Raw genomic sequence first — 17468 nt, forward strand, 5'->3', positions numbered from 1 at the left:
GCTCTTAGAGAATGTCGAGACTACTTCTCGGCACGCAGAAGATCGCAGGTGATGAAAATGGCCTGAAGGATGTCTTCCTTTTCGAACTCAGGTTTGCCGGTGGGTTTGTGGAGGGAGAGCAGGCGAGCGCTGCCTGCGGGAATGGTGATGCCGGTGGTGACTTTGGCGGTGAAGTAGTCGGTGAGGGGAAATTCGAGGCGGTGGCCCTGGGTATCGATGATGTGCTCGCGATGTTCGAAGGGCGGGGCGGTGTGGAATTCGGGATCGAGGGTGAGGTCAACGGTGACGCCATCTGCGCCGATCGTGGGTTCGAGTTCGAGGTTGAGGCCGGTGGTGCGGGGGGCTGGTGTGCCTTTTGGAGTGCTTTTGTCATTCGGAGGCGAGGGGTGTTCCGCCCCGACTCGATACGTGGCGCGGGAGCCGGACTGAGTCTCGATACGGGCGATATCGAGTGCCTGGGCAGAGCCTGATTTTACGGCAGCAAGGAGTTCTGCGAGCACGGCACTGTGATCGCTTGTGGTGGCTGCTTGAGCGGTGATTCGGCGCAGCAAGGGACCGGGAGCCTGGATGACGTGGAAGGTGAAAGCGGCGGTGGTGGGTACGGCAGGCCTTTGGAAAGCGGCTTGAATTTTGGCGATGTTTTCCGGGGTGTTGCGAACGATGAAACTAACGGAGTCATCCAGAAGTTGCGCATAGGCTCCCGGGGGAAACTCCACGCCGGCTGACACAAAGGATGCCCGAAGTGTTTCGGAAGTGGGCGGGCGGTAACCATGCACCACCAGACCGTTGTTTGACCGGGGAGGTGGTTTCGGAAGAAAATATGAGGTCTGAAAGCCCGGATGGTTCAACAGTTCCGGACATCTCTCTTCGGCACCAAAACGCCGAACGATCATTTTTTCAGGCTGCGGGGAAGAGGGCGCTTTTGGCGGCTGGACCTGAGCAAGTTTTTTTCTGGCTTTGAAGGCGTGGTTCAAATCGCACTTCAGGAATGTGGCCCAGAGGGTGCCGGTCTTGTTAAGGCCTGCTGGAGCATTGAGCGAGATGAGCTTGGTGCTGCCTTTGGTGAGACGGAGTGAGGTGGAGGTTTTTTGGATGCTAAAATCGATGACGGGCACATCCAAGGGCTGAGTCGAGGAAGGAAGCCGAAGCTCGTGGCGGTGTGTCAGCGGGGCGTCGGTATGAAGCTCATGACTCAATGAAAGATCCACTGTGCGGCTGTCTGCACCGATGTAGAGTTCGATTTCGATGATGGAACCGACGAGGCGTGTGGTGAAATGGGGGATGGAATTTCCGCGGGCATCGATCTTGATCTCATCCAAACAGGAGTGCTCACGGGCGGATTGGAAAGAAGTGCGATTGCCGGACTTGCCGTTCAAGAAGCTGGAACTGATGAACCGGGCCTCTCCGCGGGCGACGGCGGCCTCGATGGCAGCGAGCATGGCGGCATCATCCGCCGTGGCGAGGGACCGCTGCGCGAGATCACGGAGGAAGGGGGCGGGAGCCTCCAGAGTGTGCAGGGTGCAGGAGACTGTTTTTGGTGTGCAGTTGAGCCAATGAGTTATTTGCGTTTTGATGAGAGCGACGTTGTCCGGTGTGTTGACGAGGCGCACGATGCCCTCGCGATGATCGAACGATGAGCCTGGAATGGTGGTGAGGCCCATCTGGGCCAGCGAGGTCTGCAGAGTGTTTTCAGGTGTCGCGGGGTCCGGCGATTCGTCAAGCAAGCCTTCTGGCACCGGGAAGGAGGTGAAGATCATGCCAGACGGGATGGAGGAAGGGGCGGAGGCTGTGGGAGCAGGTTCCGGCAAAGGAATGACGTGACGCAGGGTGGCCGTGAGAAAAGCGGCGCAGAGGATGTCTGCATTTTCCTGCGGCGCACGGACGGATTTGGTGATGGCGATGAGCTTGGTGCCGCCTGCTTTGAGGCTGACACTGGTGGATGAGAAAGAGGCCAAAGTTGTTGCGGCAGGTGGCGGCGGGGAATGATTTACGGCAGGAGACTCGCCCGCTGTGGGAGGGGACGGTGAAGTGGGAATGGCTGCGAACCAGAGAGATGGGGAGACGGTCAGACTTCTTTTGTCGTTGCTTACCGTGGGTTCGAGTTCCAGGCGCAGGCCGATCTGGGGTTCAGCCTGCGGGGGCTGAGGGGCGCTTTTAACGTCGGGTGTGCTGAGGGCGGGAAGTTTGTGACTGCGCACGACTTCCACAGAGGCTCTCGCACCGGATTGGGTTTCGAGAAAGGCTTCGCCGATGACGCGGACGGTCGAGCCGGGCTGCCTGGCTAATTCGAGCAGTGTGGCCAGTTCTTGGGAAGCATCCGCGGTTTTTGTGGCTGTAGCATTGGCCTGGCGGATGCGATCTCCGGGGCCTTCGATGATGGTGAGGGTAAATGCGACTGTGGCGGGTGCCTGCTGCCTTTCGTACTCCACCCAGGCCTCGATGAGGTCGAGATTTCGCGATGTGTTGGTGACGGTGAGGAGATTGGTGAGCGGATTTAAACTGGCGCTGGCTCCCTCGGGGAAGGGGATGCCCATGTCTTCGAGAACTTGCTGGGTTCGGGTGGGCAAAGGTTTTGCTGGCGAGGCGGGGGCAGATTTGGCGGGCGCTGGAGATGGCGAGGCCTCGGGAGCAGGAGGTGCGAAAGGATCTGCTAAAGGCGCTGGTGCCGGAGACGACGGGGCGAATGGATCTGAACCGGTGCTAGTATCAGCCGCCGCCAGGGCAGGATTGGAGTGGAAATCCGGCGGCACTTTGAACGTGCGGGTGTGGAGATTGGGATCAATCTTGTCGAACTCTTCCGAGATGGGGACTATGAGAATGGTATTCTCCTCGACTCTGTATTGGGTGCCGGAAAGCTCGGTGACGTAACGGAGGATTTCGGATAGCCGCTCATCTTTAAATTCCTGGCTGATGGATGACTTGTTTGGAGTATCGCCTTGGCGAAGGATGATTTTGAAGCCTTTTCGACCGGCTGGAGAGGGCGATCTGTCGAACTCGCGACTTTTGGCGCGGAGAAGATCAACCGCCTGCTCAAGGGTGGCTCCTTTGAAATGAAGGTGAGGGATGACGATCTGGTCGATTTTTCGTGCATCACTGGCAGCAGCCGGCCATTGGGGAGCGAAGGGGGGCTGTCCTTGCAGAGCTCGGGTAAGCAGGGCGAGTGCGAGAAACAGGCAGAGGCAGCGGACGCGATGCGACATTCCGAGGAGGATAACGGAAAGCTCGGTGAGATGTCCAGAGTGCTTCTACGAGGTTTTGTTATTCGTAGAGAATGGTTGATTTGTTCGTGGGCATGCTTGGCGGAAGGGCGCTAAAAAAACGCCGCGCTGGGGACAGCGCGGCGTTTGGAAAGAACGGCACCAGTTGCGGCGCAACTCGGCAACTTTTTACAGCGTCTGATGAATCCGCCCCAGCGCCATCAGCATGTAGCTGGTGACGAGCACGGGGTCAGACTCCATCCAGCGGCCTTCCGCGTTGGTCCAGGAGCCGTCGCCTTTTTGGAGGCCGAGCAGCTTGGCGGAGATGTCAGCGCGCCAGTCGATGGTCCTGCCGTCCTTGGTCTTGATGAAGTCGATCTTGGCGATGCTGAGCGCCTTGCTCATCGTCTGGTAGTAGTAGTAGAGGCCCTTGGCGCCCATGCCGGGGTTTTCATCTGGGTTGTAGTGGTTCTGCAGCCACTCGATCACGGCTTTCACACGCGGGTCGTCTTTGTCCACACCGGCATAGATGAAGCTCAGAAGCCCGGCATAGCTGATGCTGCCGTAGCTGCGCAGCGAGATGCTGCCATCCGGGTTCGTGACCTTTTCGCCACGGGTTTCAGCGGGGTTGTAGATGAAGCCGCCGGCGTCGTCCGGGTCTTTGCTTACCCAGGCGGACTTGTTGCTCTCAGGGCGGTTCTGGCAGCGCTGGATGAAGTCGATCGCAGCACTGTAATTGAGCTGCGGCTCGTTCTTGGCCGCGTCTCCTTTGTCGGCGAGCAGGGACTGGGAGTAGTAGAGGGCTTCGAGTGCGAAAGTGAGGTTGGACATGTCCGCGTGCATGCCTTTCTCGTCGCCGTAGCCCACGCCGCCATCCAGCGGGTTGTCCTGCTTGCCCTTTTCATCCAGGTCCACCTGGCAGTGGACCAGATAGCGTCGGGCCTTGAGCATCACTTCCTCATTTTCCGGCTTGTTATTGAGCAGGAGGGCGGTCAGTGCCATCGCGGTGTTGTAGTTGCCACGCCCCTTGGTGAAAATACCGCCGTCCGGCCTGGCCTGGCTGACGAGAAACTTGGTGGCTTTCTCGACTTCGGCGGGGACGGCGTCTCCAGCTTTGCGGTTCGGGTCCAGCATGAAACCGATGATGCCGAGTGCTGTCATGGCCACGGGCTCGGCCTCCCCCCACTGTCCGGTGGTGGGGTTCTGCTTGGACCTCATAAAATTCAGGCCGCGCTCCACGCTCAGGCGGAGCTCCTGCTTGAGGGATTCATTGCGCGAGACCTGCGTTGCGGCCTGGGGAAATGCGGTGGCGGTGCCGAGCGCGAGTGTGAGGAGGAGGGTTGGGATTTTCATGATGCAGAGAACTGGATATGGAAAGAGAGCGCCGTCAATGGGCAAGGGACGCCTCTTCGTGCGCGGACAATTCCTGACCACCCACGCGGAAAAAGGAGCGGTTTTTGTCCGGGAAAAGGGCGGCGGCAGACGGAGAATGCGGATCTACTTCCCCGGCGTGATGATCATCGTCACCTTCGTTTCTTCCGCGGGAATGTTGGCAGGCATGCTGATCCACAAATCGTCGCGGTGGTTGCCTTTGGCGGCGGAGTTGATGATCGCGCTCCGGTCCACATACGTGGAAATGATGGATCCCGTCTGCTCTGCAGCGAAGCCCGTTTCATCAATGAACGAACCATTGAAGATCCAGGTGTCGAGATCAGGAGGCGTCTTGCGGGTATCCACGTTCTGGATGAAGTCGGAGAGGGGGACGTTCTTGGTTTTCTCTCCCTCTTTCCACTCGATGTGGATCGCCAGTCGGTTCGCTCCCGGCGTTTGGGGCTTGGTATCCTCCGCCCGGTACGGGCGTTCTTCCTTCGGGTCGAGCTTTTCCAGGATCCCAAAGGTGCCGGGCTGGTAATTGGCCAGCAGCAGCGCCAGCTGCACTTGGATGGGCTTCACCTTGGTCTCCAGGATCGTCTCGTGGACCTTTTCTCCGGCCTCATGGCAGAGGGCGTATTCGATGGGTAGCTTCTGATGGAGAATGTCGCAGGGAATGCGGATCTCGCGGGTCGCGGCGGTGATCTGGATGCCATTGAGGTCGTACACCCCGGGGGAGATCTTTTTCACCAGCTTCTGCTCGGCTTCCATCTGCGCCTTGGCATCAGGCGCGCCCTTGTCACTGGGCTGGGGAGCCGCGGGCGCCTGAGCGTGGAGGTCTGCCAGGGCGAAAAACAGCAGGGCGGCGGTGGCAAGTGGACGCAGCATGTCGGGAGAGTGGGAGGCAGGCATGGGTGGGGCAGGGAGGGTGAGGGGAATGTAGATGCGCTTACAGCTTGGGCAGGTTGTAGGTACCTACACGGATGGACTGCTCCACATTCTTGGGGAGAATCACCACCGGCTCGATTTCATAGAAGGGCTGTGGCTTGAAAGTTTTGTCCGTGCGGACCCTCATCACGATCTGCAGGGCCAGATCGACCAGCGCAGGCTGCACGACAGTGGCGTCCAGCTCCCCCACGCGTACCAGCTCCAGGCCCCGCTTCTGGCCGGAGAGGCCGTCGGTGCCCAGGATGAAGACGTTTTCGCGTTGCCCGGCGGTTTCTGCCGCTTTGGCTGCGCCGGAGGCCATCGCGTCATTGTGGGCAAAGACCGCGTCGAAATTCTTCTGCAGCGCGAATGCTTCCGCAGTCCGCTTGGTGGCGTTTTCAGTGCTCCAGTCCGCCGGGGCGTCGTGGACGAGGATGACGCCCGGCTGGGTTTTCAGCCCTTCGCTGAAGCCTTCGGCAAGTTCATTGGCTGCAAAGCTGTCCGCAGTCCCGCGAAGCTGGACCACACGGCCGGTGACGTCGCTGCGCTTTTCTTCGGCGGCCTTGCGTTTCAGGGCCTCGATCACCGTGTCCGCAGCCATGCGGCCCACGTGCTTCTGGTCGCAGTAAACGATGCTGGCGCACCCTTCGTTGAGCATGCGTTTGTCGAGACCGATCACGGTGATCCCATGAGTCTTGGCCTCGACAATGAGAGCCGCCACCGCTGGAGGATCGATGGGACTGATGAAAATGGCGGCAGGTTTCGCCGCGATGGCCTGGCGGAACTGCTCCATCTGCTGTGCGCTGCTGCCGGCGGCGTCCTGGGTGGTCAGCTGGTAGCCCGCCTGCCTGCCCACGAGCATGGAAAGACCGTTGCGCTGGAACTCCTGCAGGGGAATGCGCGTGTCTGGCAGAAGGAGGATGATCTCGGCACGTTCGTCCTTGGCGGCGAGACCCGTGGCGGCCAGCAGCCCGGTGGGGGCTGCGCCATTGGACTCTGCGGGCGCCGCCTTCTGCGCGCCGTCCTTTTTCAGTTCGGCGGCTGCTTTTTCCACGACAGCCTCATCCGAAGGGCCGCAGGCGGACAGGATCAGAGGAGCAAAAAACAATGCGGAGAGACGGAGGCGGGAGAACATCATGGTAGAGGGCATTTTAGGCTCCAATGCCAGACAAGCACAAGCCTGAGATGTTCATGAAAAGCCCGGCAGTCTTTTGCTTGCACTCTGGTGGGATTGTCCCAAACTCCGCGCTCCCAGTCCGCAAGCCTTTCGCGATGAACCATCAAACCATGACCATCACTCGAAGGGAATTGACTTGTGGAGAGGTAATTTCGCGACTTTCTGAGAATCCCTGCTTGATGCGCGGGGTGTTTTGCTGATAAAACTTTAAAATACAGGAACAACCAGCCCAACTATGAAATCACTCAGCCTGCTTCTCGCCTCTCTTCTCATCACTGGTGCCGTGCACGCACAAGCCCCTGCGACCGCTGACAAACTCCCGGGTGTCAAAGTTCGCGTCAAAGGCGTGGAAGTCGAGGAGCAGCAGACCCCCATGCTTCAGGTGAGCAACGTGAAGATGAAGCGCTGGAATCCCAAAAACTGGATCGAGATCGATGTCGAGTTTGACATCAAGCTGCCGGAGTCCGCAGGCGGCAGAAAAGGCTCCTATGCCGGCATGACGATGAATGTTTACGTCGTGCTGCAGCACATGACCAAGGAAACCCCGCCGAAGCGCGAAGTCCTTACCGGCACCTTGGAACTGCTCGACATCCCCGCTGATGAGCCCTGCCATGCACTGGCCTACATTGCTCCAGCCACTCTGAAGTCCATTTTCCAGAAAGACTTCGTGACCGCCTCCTCTGACATTCAGGGATGGGGTGTGGAATTCATCGCGGAAGGTCAGGTTGTCGCCACCAAGTCGAGCATCCCGATGAAGTCCGGCAAGCCTTGGTGGGAAGAAAACAAAGATGCTTTTGCGATGATGCCGAACATGGTACTCAACAAGATGCAGACCCCCTTCGCGGCGGTGTTCGGCGACTATGATGTGCCGGTGCGGGTCAAGTGAGTGACATCCGCGTCCCCGCAAGCTTTCCATTGATCAGCGATTTTCACCTTTTTCAGCATGGCAGACCCCACTAGCATCGCAGTTATCAGTCTTGGCTCCCAACGTGTCGGCGGAGCGGTCTTCGGCAAGACGGCAGGAGGAGATCTCATCCTGAAGCGCTATGAAATCATTGACTTGTACGGTGATCCCACGCTGGACGTCAACAATCTGCCAAAGCTGAAGGCAGGCTTGGATGAGCTCATTGGAAAGCTGAAGATCAAGGGCCAGAAGACGTGGTGCAGCGTTCCTGGGCATCCCGTTTTCAGTCGCTTTGTGAAGCTGCCCCCTGTAAAGGGAGACAAGCTGGCGCAAATCGTCGAGTTTGAAGCACGCCAGAATGTGCCCTGGCAGCTCGATGAAGTCTCCTGGGACTACGAGGTCGTTGCCGAAGTCGGAGAAATCGAAGTGGTGCTGGCCGCCATGAAGCGTGAGCTGCTCAATGAGCTGCATCAGGAAGTCGCCTCCGCTGGGGTCAATGTCGTGGGCATGGACGTCGGGCCGCTCGCGCTCTACAATGCCTTCCGCTACAGCTACCCGGACGTCGATGAGCCTTCCCTCGTGGTGGACATGGGCGCTCGTTCCACAAACCTCGTTTTCATCGACGGAGAGCGCTTTTTCACCCGTAATCTGCTCGTCGGCGGCGGCGCGGTCACGAACGCCATTGCCAAGGAATTCGGCATTTCGTTCGCCGAGGCCGAAAACCAGAAGCGCTCCCAGGGCTTCATCGCACTCGGGGGAGCCGTGGAGGACCATCCCGATGAAGGCGTGAACGCCATGTCCAAGGTCATGCGCAATTCCATGACTCGTCTGCATGCCGAAATCATGCGCACGATCACCTTCTATCGCAGCCAGCAGGGCGGCAGCGCCCCGAAGCGCGTCTTCCTCGCAGGCGGTGGTTCGGCGGCTGGATACGTCGCGGAATTCTTCACCGAAAAACTCAAGCTCCCGGTGGAGGTCTTCAATGGCCTCCGCGGAGTGCAGCTGGACCGTGGTGTCAGCGCGGACGCAGCTCAGATCGACGCTCCAGCGCTCGGAGAGCTGGCCGGCCTCGCCTTGCGTGGCATGGGCGCCTGCCCCTGCGAGATTGAACTGGTTCCAGATTCATTGGCTGCCTCGCGGGACGCCTCCCGCCGTGCGCCCGCACTGGTTCTCGCCGGCTTGTGCATCCTCGGCACTCTCGGTGCTGCTAACCACTGGTTCGGCACCGCCAAAGAAGCCATCGACACCCGGACGGCTAAAATGCAGATCGAGCAGGCCGAGCTTTCCCGCTTGAGTGGGGAGATCCGCAAGCTGGACGCCATGCAGGAGGAGCTTCGTGTGCGCAGCGTGCAGTTGGAGCAGGCTGTGACCGACCGCTCCTGGTGGGTTCGTCTCCTCAACGAGCTCAATCAGCAGTATGACAATGACTTGATCTGGCTGCCGACCATTGAAATCCTCAAGGACGACAAGCCGATCACAGCCCCCCTCTGGGGCAACGCGGAGGACAAAAAGGTTGCTCCCGCAGATGCCAGCAGGAATGGCGCCCAGGTGGCTCCGGTTTACAAGCTGCACTTGAAGGGGCTTTACCGCACCAACAAGGAAGGTGAGCAGAAGGTGGTGTATGATTATGCCGCCAAACTTGCCAAGCTCGACCTCTTCGAAATGCCGGATTTCGAGACGAAACGCGAGAAGTATGTCGTCAAGGTGGACAGCGGCGTCGATGGCGCGAGTTTTGCCTATAATTTTGAAATCAAACTGCCTCTGCGCAAGCCCATTCAATTTCAATAAAGCACCATGGACTGGATACGTGATAACAAACCCCTCGCAGCCATTCTTGGCGTTACCCTCCTCGGCTCCCTCGCCTTGGGCTACATGGTCTTTTCTTCCTGGAGCGGTTACTCCGAATCGAGCGACACCTACCAGGCTGTCGGCGTTCAGATCAATAATCTGAAAAGTGAAAAGCTCGCCCCCACCGATGCCAATCTGAAGAGCAAGCAGGCAGCCGTGGCGGCATATGCCACCGAAGTAAACAGACTCGGCACAGCGTTGGTTACTCTCGAGACCGCAGTGGAGCCGATCAAGGAAATCGAGTTTCAGGCCAAGCTGAAAGCCAAAATCTCTGAAACGCGCACTCAGGCGGCGGCAGCCGGTCTGCAGCTTCCGGAAGACTTCGCCTTTGGATTTGAGGAATACACCGGCAAGCTGCCCATCTCCGCCGCAGCCGCCACCGAACTCTCCGGCTACCTCGACGCTCTCAATGAGTTGGTGCAGGTCCTTATGAAATCGGGCGTGAAGTCAGTGGATCTGCTTCAGCGGTCGAGGCTGGCGGCTGAGACTCAGAACGCTGCGCCTGTGCAGCCTGCCAACAACAACTTTGGCCGGCCGATGCAGACAGCGGCCCCCATTCTGGACAAACGGCAGATCGTGTTGAATCTGACCTTGGATCAGGGTCCGCTTCAGCTGCTGGTGAGCAAGCTCACAAACCCCGAGGACATGAAGTACTTCACCACCCTGCGGCTGCTGCGCATCGAGAGCCAGGTGCAGAATGGGCCTCTGCGCAAAGATGTCAGGATCGCCCCGCCAGATCAAACACAGCTCAACAATGCAAGCCCGGTCCAGGACCCGAACAAAAAGGCAGAGGCCCCTTCGGACGAGATCAAGCCCCCGCCAGCTGCTCCGGTGGATGTCGTTCCAGTTTTTGGCAACGAGCTTCTGAGAGTCAGAATGGAGATCGATCTGGTGAGATTTCTGCCTGCCGCCCGAGGAGTTGCGGCCCAGGCTCCAGCCGGAAACTGATAACATTTACCATCCAATCCGCAGCCTTACAGCACCATGCAGAATCGAAAGGGCAACTACGAAAAAACTATCCTGATCATCTCTTCTCTCCTCGCCATTGGCGTGGCGGTCTTTTTGATCTTGGAATCGCAGGCATTTGAGGATGGCCTTGTTCTCGGCCAGGCCACCTCCAGAAATGAATTAAATCCTCCCGACCAGGCAAAGGTTGCGGACGCCATCACCACCATCCAGAAGAAATACCAGTGGATTGCGCCTGTGCGCAACGGCAAGCCTGTGCCCTTGAATAAGTCGGTGATGATTCTGATGAAGGACAACGCGCTCTTCGACATCACGCTGCCTGAGCCAATGCTCCGTCCTCCCATGACCAATATCTTCCTCACGGGAGACAAATCCAAGGTGCCGCCGGAGAAGGAGCTTGCGGGCATCTACTCTCCCAATGTGGGCGATCTCGATGAGGACAACGACGGGTTCTTCAACTTGGAGGAATTCAACGGCAAGACGGATCCGCGTGATCCCGAGTCCCATCCCCCCTACACGAACAAGCTATTCCTGACCAAGCGCATCAGCCACGACTACATTTTGTTGCTGAAGGGTGGTTCGGAAGGCTCCTTCCAGATTGCGCGGACGGTTCCAGGCAAACCCGTGAGCAAATTTCAGAAGGTCGGTGAGGAATTCGGTTTCGCAGATCCCGGCCAGAGAACCACAATCAACCGCTTCAAGATTATCAGCAGCCGTCAGGAAAAAATTCAGCATCCGACCCTGGGAGAACGGGATGGCACCATTCTGAAGATGCTGGACATGTCCACGACCAAGGAATTTGATCTGGTTGAGGGCAAGGATTACAATCTGGCAGAATATGAAGCTGAATTTGAATTCCGGTGGAAGGTCCGCAAGGTCATCCCCGGAATCAAGGAGGGCGGTACCTTCGTCCTTCCCGGACTCGCCAAAACCTATTACATCCGCACTCTGGAAGAGACCAAGGCCACGATTTCTCCTCTCGGTCCGGATGGCAAGCCCGCTGCTGAAATCATCACAATTAAGCAAGGTTAATGCCGCAATTTTCAACCCGGTGAAAAATTAACTCGCCAAAGTTCGCCCTCTTCTGTTAGTAATCTCTCTTTACCACAAAATACTGTCAGTTTGCCCTATGACCCACCACTCTCGTCTGGCGTTCAATCTCTCTCTCATCGTCTTGTCAGCGGCCTCGCCTGCCGTCATGATGGCGCAGAGCCCCTCAGGCATGGCTAATCGTGAAATCGCTCGCCGTTATGCCCGCATTGAGGATGCTCGCACCGCCATGGATCGTGGTGACAAGCTCTTTACTGACGGTGATTATGATGGTGCGCTTAATTCCTACAAGGCCGCCATTGAAGCCCTCCCGAATGCTCCGCTGACTCGTGACTGGCTGGAACTCGCGCAGCTCAAATATGCGGACTGCAGCGTGGTGGTGGCCAAGGAGCGCGCCAAAGTCGGCGACTACAAAAGCGCCCGTGAAGCCCTTGATGCCGCGCTGGCCTACATTCCAGGACACAAGGCTGCCATCGTCTTCATGAAGCAGTTGGACGATCCGGATCGCTGGCCGCCCGCTCTCAGCGCCGATCACGTCACCAACGTGGGCAAAGTCCAGGCTGGACTTCTTCTCGGCAACAGTGCCGTGGAAATTGGCGACTACGACAAGGCCATCGCCACTTATCAGGACGTTCTCCGCACGGACCCTTACAACAGCGCCGCCCGCCGCGGTATGGAGAATGCCGAGCGCAAGCGCATGGCTTACTTCAAGAGCGCCTATGACCACCAGCGCGCCAAAATGCTGACTCAGGTGGCCGAGTCTTGGGAGGACAAAGTGCCGGTGAAGCAGCAGCCCATTCAATTTGAGTACGGTGTGGGCCGCAGCCCTGGTGCCTACCTCACGGAAAAGATGAACAAAATCATTTTCCCGACGGTTTCCTTCCAAGGGGCAACGATTGAGGAAGCCATCGAATACCTCCGCGTGAAGAGCCGTGACCTCGACACCTTCACCGAATCCGGCGGCGTGAAGGGTGTGAACATCATTCTCCGCACCGGCGACGCTCCGAGCAACGCCTCCATCAGCCTCGACCTGAAGGACGTTCCAATGTCCGAAGCGCTGCGCTACGTCACCGAACTGGCCCAGATGAAGTTCAAAGTGGAAGCCCACGCTGTCCTGGTGGTGCCGCTTTCTGAAAATAACAGTGAGCAGTATACCAAGACCTATCGCGTTCCGCCAGATTTCCTCAGCGGCCAGGGTGGTGATGCTCCTCCAGCAGGTGGTGCCGCTGCTCCGCAGGATCCCTTCGCCCCGGCCGGTGGCGCTGGTGGTGGCGGTGGTGGTCTGATCGCTCGCAGGAACGCCCGCCAGATCCTCGAAGGCGCTGGTATTCAGTTCCCAGAAGGTTCTTCCGCCAGCTACAACGCAGCCACTTCCCAGCTGGTGGTGAGAAACACCCAGCCAAACCTGGATCTTGTGGAAGCTTATGTGGAGTCCATCACCAAGCTGGCTCCCAAGATGGTGGTCATCACCTCCAAGTTCGTCGAAGTCACCCAGAAGAACACCGAAGAACTCGGCTTTGACTGGCTCCTTGGCGGTGTGGGTGTGAACGGCAACAACGTTTTCTTCGGCGGTGGTACCGCTGGCAACGGCGTGCCTTACTCCGCTGGCAACTACCCCTTCTCCACCCCTTACACCATTCCTGCACAGGTGGTGAACGGCCTGACGGTGTTCCCGGCAATCCCTGTGGCTGGTGCCTTTGCAGGCCCGGTTCCCACTGGCACCACGGCTCCCTTCCCATACGGCGGTGGCACGATCACTGGCGGTCTTCGTAGCGGCGGCTTCGCTGTCACCAACAACAGCATCGACAACCTGCTTACCACCGGTTCCACCACCAGCACCACAAGTGTTGCTCCTGGCATCTTCTCCACCGCGGGTATCTTCACCGATCCTCAGTTCCAGAACGTCATCCGCGGTCTGAGCCAGAAAAAAGGTGTGGACCTCATGAGCGCTCCGAGCGTTACGACCAAGAGCGGCACCCGTGCCACCATGGAAGTGACTCGCGAATTCATCTATCCGACGGAATTCGATCCTCCTCGTCTTCCTCAGGGCGGTGGCGGTCTGAACGTGGGTGGCGGCGGCGGCGGCGGTCAGCAGCAGATTGCTACACCGACGACCCCGACGGCCTTCGAAATGCGCCAGACCGGTGTCCGTCTTGAAGCCGAACCTACCGTGGGCGCTGATGGCAACACCATCGACCTCACCTTGGCTCCTGAAGTGGTCGAGTTCGACGGATTCATCAACTACGGCTCCCCGATCCTTTCGCCTTCCAGCCAGTCGGTGCTTCCAATTCAGCTCGGTGCCGCTGGTACCACGGTCGTTGGAACCACGGGTTATGTGCCGATCAGCCAGCCTGAGCGTCTCATCACCCCGAACATCATCAACCAGCCCGTCTTCTCCGTCCGTAAAGTCACCACAGGCGTCTCCGTCTGGGATGGCCAGACAGTCGCCCTCGGCGGCCTGATCCGCGAAGACGTGCAGGACGTGCAGGACAAAGTGCCGATCCTTGGCGACCTCCCCTTCGTGGGCCGCCTGTTCAAGAACGAGTCGGAACAGCACTACAAGCGCAATCTGATGATCTTCGTGACCGCCCACCTGATTGACCCCTCCGGTCAGCGCATCAAGCCAGCGACTCAGCAGCAGCCAGGTCCTGATATTGGAGGAGGTGCTCCAGGAGTTACACCACTCCTGCCAGCAGTGCCCGGACCTACTCCGTAACACGGCTGCAAGGGTCTCCCTAACGTGAATAAATTTCAGGCAGGATTGCTTCGCGCATCCTGCCTGATTTGTTTTACGGCGGGCGGCTCAGCGCGCCGGAACAAGTCCATACGACTACGAAGATGAAATCTTGGGTGATTACAGGCGGGGCAGGCTGCGGCAAAAGCACCTTGGTAAATCTGCTGATCCAGCAGCTTTCCCCGCAGATCCTGCATTTCTCCGCCGACCACGCTGTGGCGGAAGTCTTGAAGCTTCCAGCCACCGTAAACGCGCTGGTGGCCGCCTTTGGCAGCAGGGTGCTTGCCGCACCCGGCGAGGTCAACCGCGCCTGGCTGCGCGAGGTGGTGCTGCCAGATGAGGCCCTGCGCAAGAAGCTCGAGGCTGTCCTGCACCCCCCGGTGCTGGTCGCTCTTGAGGCCGCCCGCTCGGAGGCCCGAAAGGCAGGGGTGAATCTTTTCCTTGCGGAAGTCCCCCTCCACTATGAGATTGGCGCTACAGTTTCAGCAGACCTTGTCATCGTGGTGGCTTCCAGCCGGTCGGTGCAGGTTAGGCGGATGATGGAAACCCGGGGGCTCGACGAACAGACCGTTCACAAGTTCCTGGATGCCCAATGGCCCATCGAAGCCAAAGTTGATAGAGCAGATGCCGTCATTTGGAATGATGGTTCTCTGGCCTCTCTTGAAGCCCAAGTGCTGACGCTGGCAAGTCCACTCTTGCAAGCATGAACGACCTATCCACTGAATCAGCCGCCACGATTGCGGCCACCCCCGACCTCCCAGTGTCGGACCTCCCTCCTGTCACGAATACCCCGTCGGAGGCTTCCCCTCAGCCTGCTGCCGAAGGGGCTCAGCCTGCTGTCGAGCCGCAGAAGCCTGAAGGCGCCCAGCCGCCCTTCCCGGAGGAAGTCTCCATCAATGACCTGCAGAACTCCACCTTGGCAGAGCTCCTGGAGCTCGCCGAAACGGTGGGTTACCGCCTCAATGCCAGCCGCACCAAGCACCAGCTCATCTATGACCTGTGCTCCTGGATGGCCGAGCACAAAACCCGCCTCAAGGTGGAAGGCGTGCTCGAAATCGGCACCGACAACTACGGCCTGATCCGCTACCCAAAATACAGCTTCGCCCCGCTGCCCGAGGACGTTTTCGTGCCTCTGTTTTTGGTCCGAAAATTCAACCTGCGCCCCAGCCAGAGAATTGCCGGCGTGGCCAAGGCCCCCAAAGACCGGGACAAGTACCTCGCGATCGACCGCATCACGGAAGTCGAAGGAATTTCCATCGACAAATGGGAGACCCCGCAGGAGTTCGACAAGCTCACCGCCACCTTCCCGACCAACCGCATCATTCTGGAAACCGCCAAACCCTGCGCCGTCAGCTCCCGCATCCTCGACATCGTGGCCCCCCTCGGCAAAGGACAGCGTGGCCTCATCTGCGCCCCGCCCCGCTCCGGCAAGACGGTCATCCTGAAGGACATCGCCAAGTCCATCGCTCAAAACCACAAGGAGATCACGCTCATCGTCCTCCTGCTGGACGAGCGTCCTGAAGAAGTGACCGACTTTGAGGAAACCGTGCAGGGCTGTGAGATTTACAGCTCCACCTTTGACGAGAGCCCCAAGCGCCACGGCCAGGTGGCCGATATCGTGCGTGAGCGCGCCTGCCGTCTCGTCGAGCTTAAAAAGGATGTCGTCATCCTGCTGGACAGCATCACCCGCCTCGCACGCGGCCACAACGCCCTGATGGGTGGCAAAGGCCGCACCGGCAGCGGTGGCGTGGATGTGAAGGCCATGCAAAAGCCTCGCAAGTTCTTCGGCTCCGCACGCAACGTCGAGGAAGGCGGCAGCCTCACCATCATCGCCACCGCGTTGATCGAAACCGAGAACCGCATGGACGAGGTGATCTTTGAGGAGTTCAAAGGCACCGGCAACATGGAGGCCACCCTGGACCGCGAGATCTCCGAGCGCCGCATTTACCCGGCTCTGCATCTGCTCAAATCTGGCACCCGCCGCGATGACCTGCTTTACCATCCCGACGAGTTCCGCCGCATCACCCAGGTGCGCAAGCAGCTTGCGGCTGTTCCCGCGGTCGAGGCGCTGGAGATGCTGATCCGCAATATCAACCGGACCAGCAACAATGCTGAAATCCTTCTCATGGGCCTGAAATGAGCGACTCAGGACCACCCCCGGCAGCACCAGCGGCGGACTACGAGTTCATCGACACCCCCGAGCACCTTGACCGCTGGGTCACTGAGATGCGTGCCTGGCTGAAGACCAGCCCGGACAAGCGCTGCTGCCTCGACACCGAGGCGGACAGCCTGCACCACTACCATGAAAAGCTCTGCCTCCTCCAGGTGAACTGCGCCGGCAGGTACGCCTTGGTGGATCCTCTGGCCATCGCAGATGTCTCCCCGCTGCTGGAGCTTCTGGACGCACATGAGCTCTGGTTTCACGGCGCAGACTACGATCTGACCATGCTGCGCCGGACCTATGACTGGAATCCGAAGGTCATTCGCGACACGCAGATCGCCGCCCGCCTGCTTGGTGCACGGCAGTTCGGCCTGGCCGCGCTCGTGAAGAACGCCTTCGACCTGGACCTCTGCAAAGCCTCGCAAAAGGCCGACTGGAGCCGCCGCCCGCTTCCGCCAAACATGCTCTCGTATGCGGTGGATGACGTTCGCTACCTCCTGCCCATCGCCGACAAATTTGTGGCCGAACTCAAGGCCAAAGGCCGCGAAGACTGGTTCCACCAGAGCTGCCGCTCATTGCAGGAGGACGTCGCCGCCCGTGACAATGTCTCCCGGGAAGATCCATGGCGCGTGCAGGGCTGCGGCAGGCTGCACCCCAGAGGCCTGGCCATCCTCAAATCCATGTGGGAATGGCGCGAAGGCATCGCCAAGGAGCGCGACACCCCCTGCTTCAAGATCATGTCAAACAAGCAGATGGTCGCCTATGCCGAGCAGTTCGAAGCAGGGCAGCCGCTGAACCCGCCGAATGGCTGGCGCCCCCGCTGGAAGAAGGAGTTTTTTGACATCGTGGCCGCCACCATGGCCTCGGCACCGGCCGACTGGCCTGCCCGTGCCAAGAAAACCAAGGGCCGCCTAAGCGATGCGCAGAGGGATCAGATCGACAAGCTGTGTGCCTACCGTGAAAAGGTGGCGCAGGGCCTCGAGATCGAGCCTTCGCTCCTTGGATCGCGCGCCACCATCGAGGATCTCGTCATCGATGGAAATCCCGCCAGCCATCTCATGAGCTGGCAGCACGACCTCATGGTCGGCGGCCTGGAGCAGGTGCTGCAGCAGGCTGTGGCGGCAGAGTAGGGG

13 protein-coding genes are annotated in these 17468 nt (G+C 59.2%); 9 read left to right on the forward strand and 4 right to left on the reverse strand.

Annotated features, from left to right (window positions below; genetic code table 11):
- Positions 1–20: 20 nt before the first annotated feature.
- Positions 21–2567 carry a hypothetical protein gene (locus ACILSR_RS22615; RefSeq protein ID WP_395752073.1) on the reverse strand — a complete coding sequence of 849 codons (2547 nt, stop codon included), beginning with the start codon at positions 2565–2567 and terminating at the stop codon, positions 21–23.
- A 369-nt stretch (positions 2568–2936) separates the two neighbouring features.
- Between ACILSR_RS22615 and ACILSR_RS22620 the strand changes: the two genes are divergently transcribed.
- Entirely contained in the window at positions 2937–3314 is a 378-nt protein-coding gene (locus ACILSR_RS22620; protein WP_395752074.1) for a hypothetical protein, read from the forward strand.
- A 72-nt stretch (positions 3315–3386) separates the two neighbouring features.
- Here ACILSR_RS22620 and ACILSR_RS22625 read toward each other — a convergent pair whose 3' ends face one another.
- The 3 genes from ACILSR_RS22625 to ACILSR_RS22635 all read right to left on the reverse strand — a co-directional run bounded on the left by ACILSR_RS22625 (position 3387) and on the right by ACILSR_RS22635 (position 6633).
- Positions 3387–4550 (reverse strand): prenyltransferase/squalene oxidase repeat-containing protein, encoded by a 1164-nt coding sequence (locus ACILSR_RS22625; protein ID WP_395752075.1) that lies wholly within the window; start codon positions 4548–4550, stop codon positions 3387–3389.
- Between the two features lie 144 nt (positions 4551–4694).
- On the reverse strand, positions 4695–5480 hold the full coding sequence (locus ACILSR_RS22630) for a YdjY domain-containing protein (protein ID WP_395752076.1): 786 nt from the start codon (positions 5478–5480) through the stop codon (positions 4695–4697).
- 37 nt (positions 5481–5517) lie between these two features.
- Complete coding sequence (locus tag ACILSR_RS22635; protein ID WP_395752077.1) at positions 5518–6633, reverse strand: sugar ABC transporter substrate-binding protein; 1116 nt, start codon at positions 6631–6633, stop codon at positions 5518–5520.
- A gap of 274 nt (positions 6634–6907) precedes the next feature.
- Between ACILSR_RS22635 and ACILSR_RS22640 the strand changes: the two genes are divergently transcribed.
- The 8 genes from ACILSR_RS22640 to ACILSR_RS22675 all read left to right on the forward strand — a co-directional run bounded on the left by ACILSR_RS22640 (position 6908) and on the right by ACILSR_RS22675 (position 17465).
- The gene (locus ACILSR_RS22640) at positions 6908–7558 is read left to right on the forward strand and encodes an Amuc_1102 family pilus-like protein (RefSeq protein ID WP_395752078.1); all 651 of its coding nucleotides are present in this window, start codon (positions 6908–6910) and stop codon (positions 7556–7558) included.
- A gap of 57 nt (positions 7559–7615) precedes the next feature.
- A complete protein-coding gene (locus tag ACILSR_RS22645) occupies positions 7616–9364 on the forward strand; it encodes an Amuc_1101 family PilM-like pilus complex protein (RefSeq protein WP_395752079.1) in 1749 nt (582 codons plus the stop codon).
- 6 nt (positions 9365–9370) lie between these two features.
- Positions 9371–10372 carry an Amuc_1100 family pilus-like protein gene (locus ACILSR_RS22650; RefSeq protein ID WP_395752080.1) on the forward strand — a complete coding sequence of 334 codons (1002 nt, stop codon included), beginning with the start codon at positions 9371–9373 and terminating at the stop codon, positions 10370–10372.
- Positions 10373–10408: 36 nt separating this feature from the next.
- A complete protein-coding gene (locus tag ACILSR_RS22655) occupies positions 10409–11422 on the forward strand; it encodes an Amuc_1099 family pilus-like system protein (protein WP_395752081.1) in 1014 nt (337 codons plus the stop codon).
- A gap of 97 nt (positions 11423–11519) precedes the next feature.
- On the forward strand, positions 11520–14156 hold the full coding sequence (locus tag ACILSR_RS22660; RefSeq protein ID WP_395752082.1) for an Amuc_1098 family type IV pilus outer membrane protein: 2637 nt from the start codon (positions 11520–11522) through the stop codon (positions 14154–14156).
- Between the two features lie 122 nt (positions 14157–14278).
- On the forward strand, positions 14279–14881 hold the full coding sequence (gene coaE / locus ACILSR_RS22665; RefSeq protein ID WP_395752083.1) for a dephospho-CoA kinase: 603 nt from the start codon (positions 14279–14281) through the stop codon (positions 14879–14881).
- Positions 14878–16314, forward strand: a complete 1437-nt coding sequence (gene rho, locus ACILSR_RS22670; RefSeq protein WP_395752084.1) for a transcription termination factor Rho — start codon at positions 14878–14880, stop codon at positions 16312–16314. Before coaE ends, rho begins: the two co-directional genes overlap by 4 nt.
- On the forward strand, positions 16311–17465 hold the full coding sequence (locus ACILSR_RS22675) for a ribonuclease D (protein ID WP_395752085.1): 1155 nt from the start codon (positions 16311–16313) through the stop codon (positions 17463–17465). Before rho ends, ACILSR_RS22675 begins: the two co-directional genes overlap by 4 nt.
- Positions 17466–17468: the final 3 nt, after the last annotated feature.

It is taken from the genome of Prosthecobacter sp. (assembly GCF_044222565.1).
Classification (GTDB): Bacteria; Verrucomicrobiota; Verrucomicrobiia; order Verrucomicrobiales; family Verrucomicrobiaceae; genus Prosthecobacter.

Bases quoted from the DNA above. Each gene is read 5' to 3' on its own strand.
- ACILSR_RS22625 (WP_395752075.1), bottom strand. From the start codon at position 4,550: ATGAAAATCCCAACCCTCCTCCTCACACTCGCGCTCGGCACCGCCACC.
- ACILSR_RS22630 (WP_395752076.1), bottom strand. From the start codon at position 5,480: ATGCCTGCCTCCCACTCTCCCGACATGCTGCGTCCACTTGCCACCGCC.
- ACILSR_RS22635 (WP_395752077.1), bottom strand. From the start codon at position 6,633: ATGATGTTCTCCCGCCTCCGTCTCTCCGCATTGTTTTTTGCTCCTCTG.
- ACILSR_RS22640 (WP_395752078.1), top strand. From the start codon at position 6,908: ATGAAATCACTCAGCCTGCTTCTCGCCTCTCTTCTCATCACTGGTGCC.
- ACILSR_RS22645 (WP_395752079.1), top strand. From the start codon at position 7,616: ATGGCAGACCCCACTAGCATCGCAGTTATCAGTCTTGGCTCCCAACGT.
- ACILSR_RS22650 (WP_395752080.1), top strand. From the start codon at position 9,371: ATGGACTGGATACGTGATAACAAACCCCTCGCAGCCATTCTTGGCGTT.
- ACILSR_RS22655 (WP_395752081.1), top strand. From the start codon at position 10,409: ATGCAGAATCGAAAGGGCAACTACGAAAAAACTATCCTGATCATCTCT.
- ACILSR_RS22660 (WP_395752082.1), top strand. From the start codon at position 11,520: ATGACCCACCACTCTCGTCTGGCGTTCAATCTCTCTCTCATCGTCTTG.
- coaE (WP_395752083.1), top strand. From the start codon at position 14,279: ATGAAATCTTGGGTGATTACAGGCGGGGCAGGCTGCGGCAAAAGCACC.
- rho (WP_395752084.1), top strand. From the start codon at position 14,878: ATGAACGACCTATCCACTGAATCAGCCGCCACGATTGCGGCCACCCCC.
- ACILSR_RS22675 (WP_395752085.1), top strand. From the start codon at position 16,311: ATGAGCGACTCAGGACCACCCCCGGCAGCACCAGCGGCGGACTACGAG.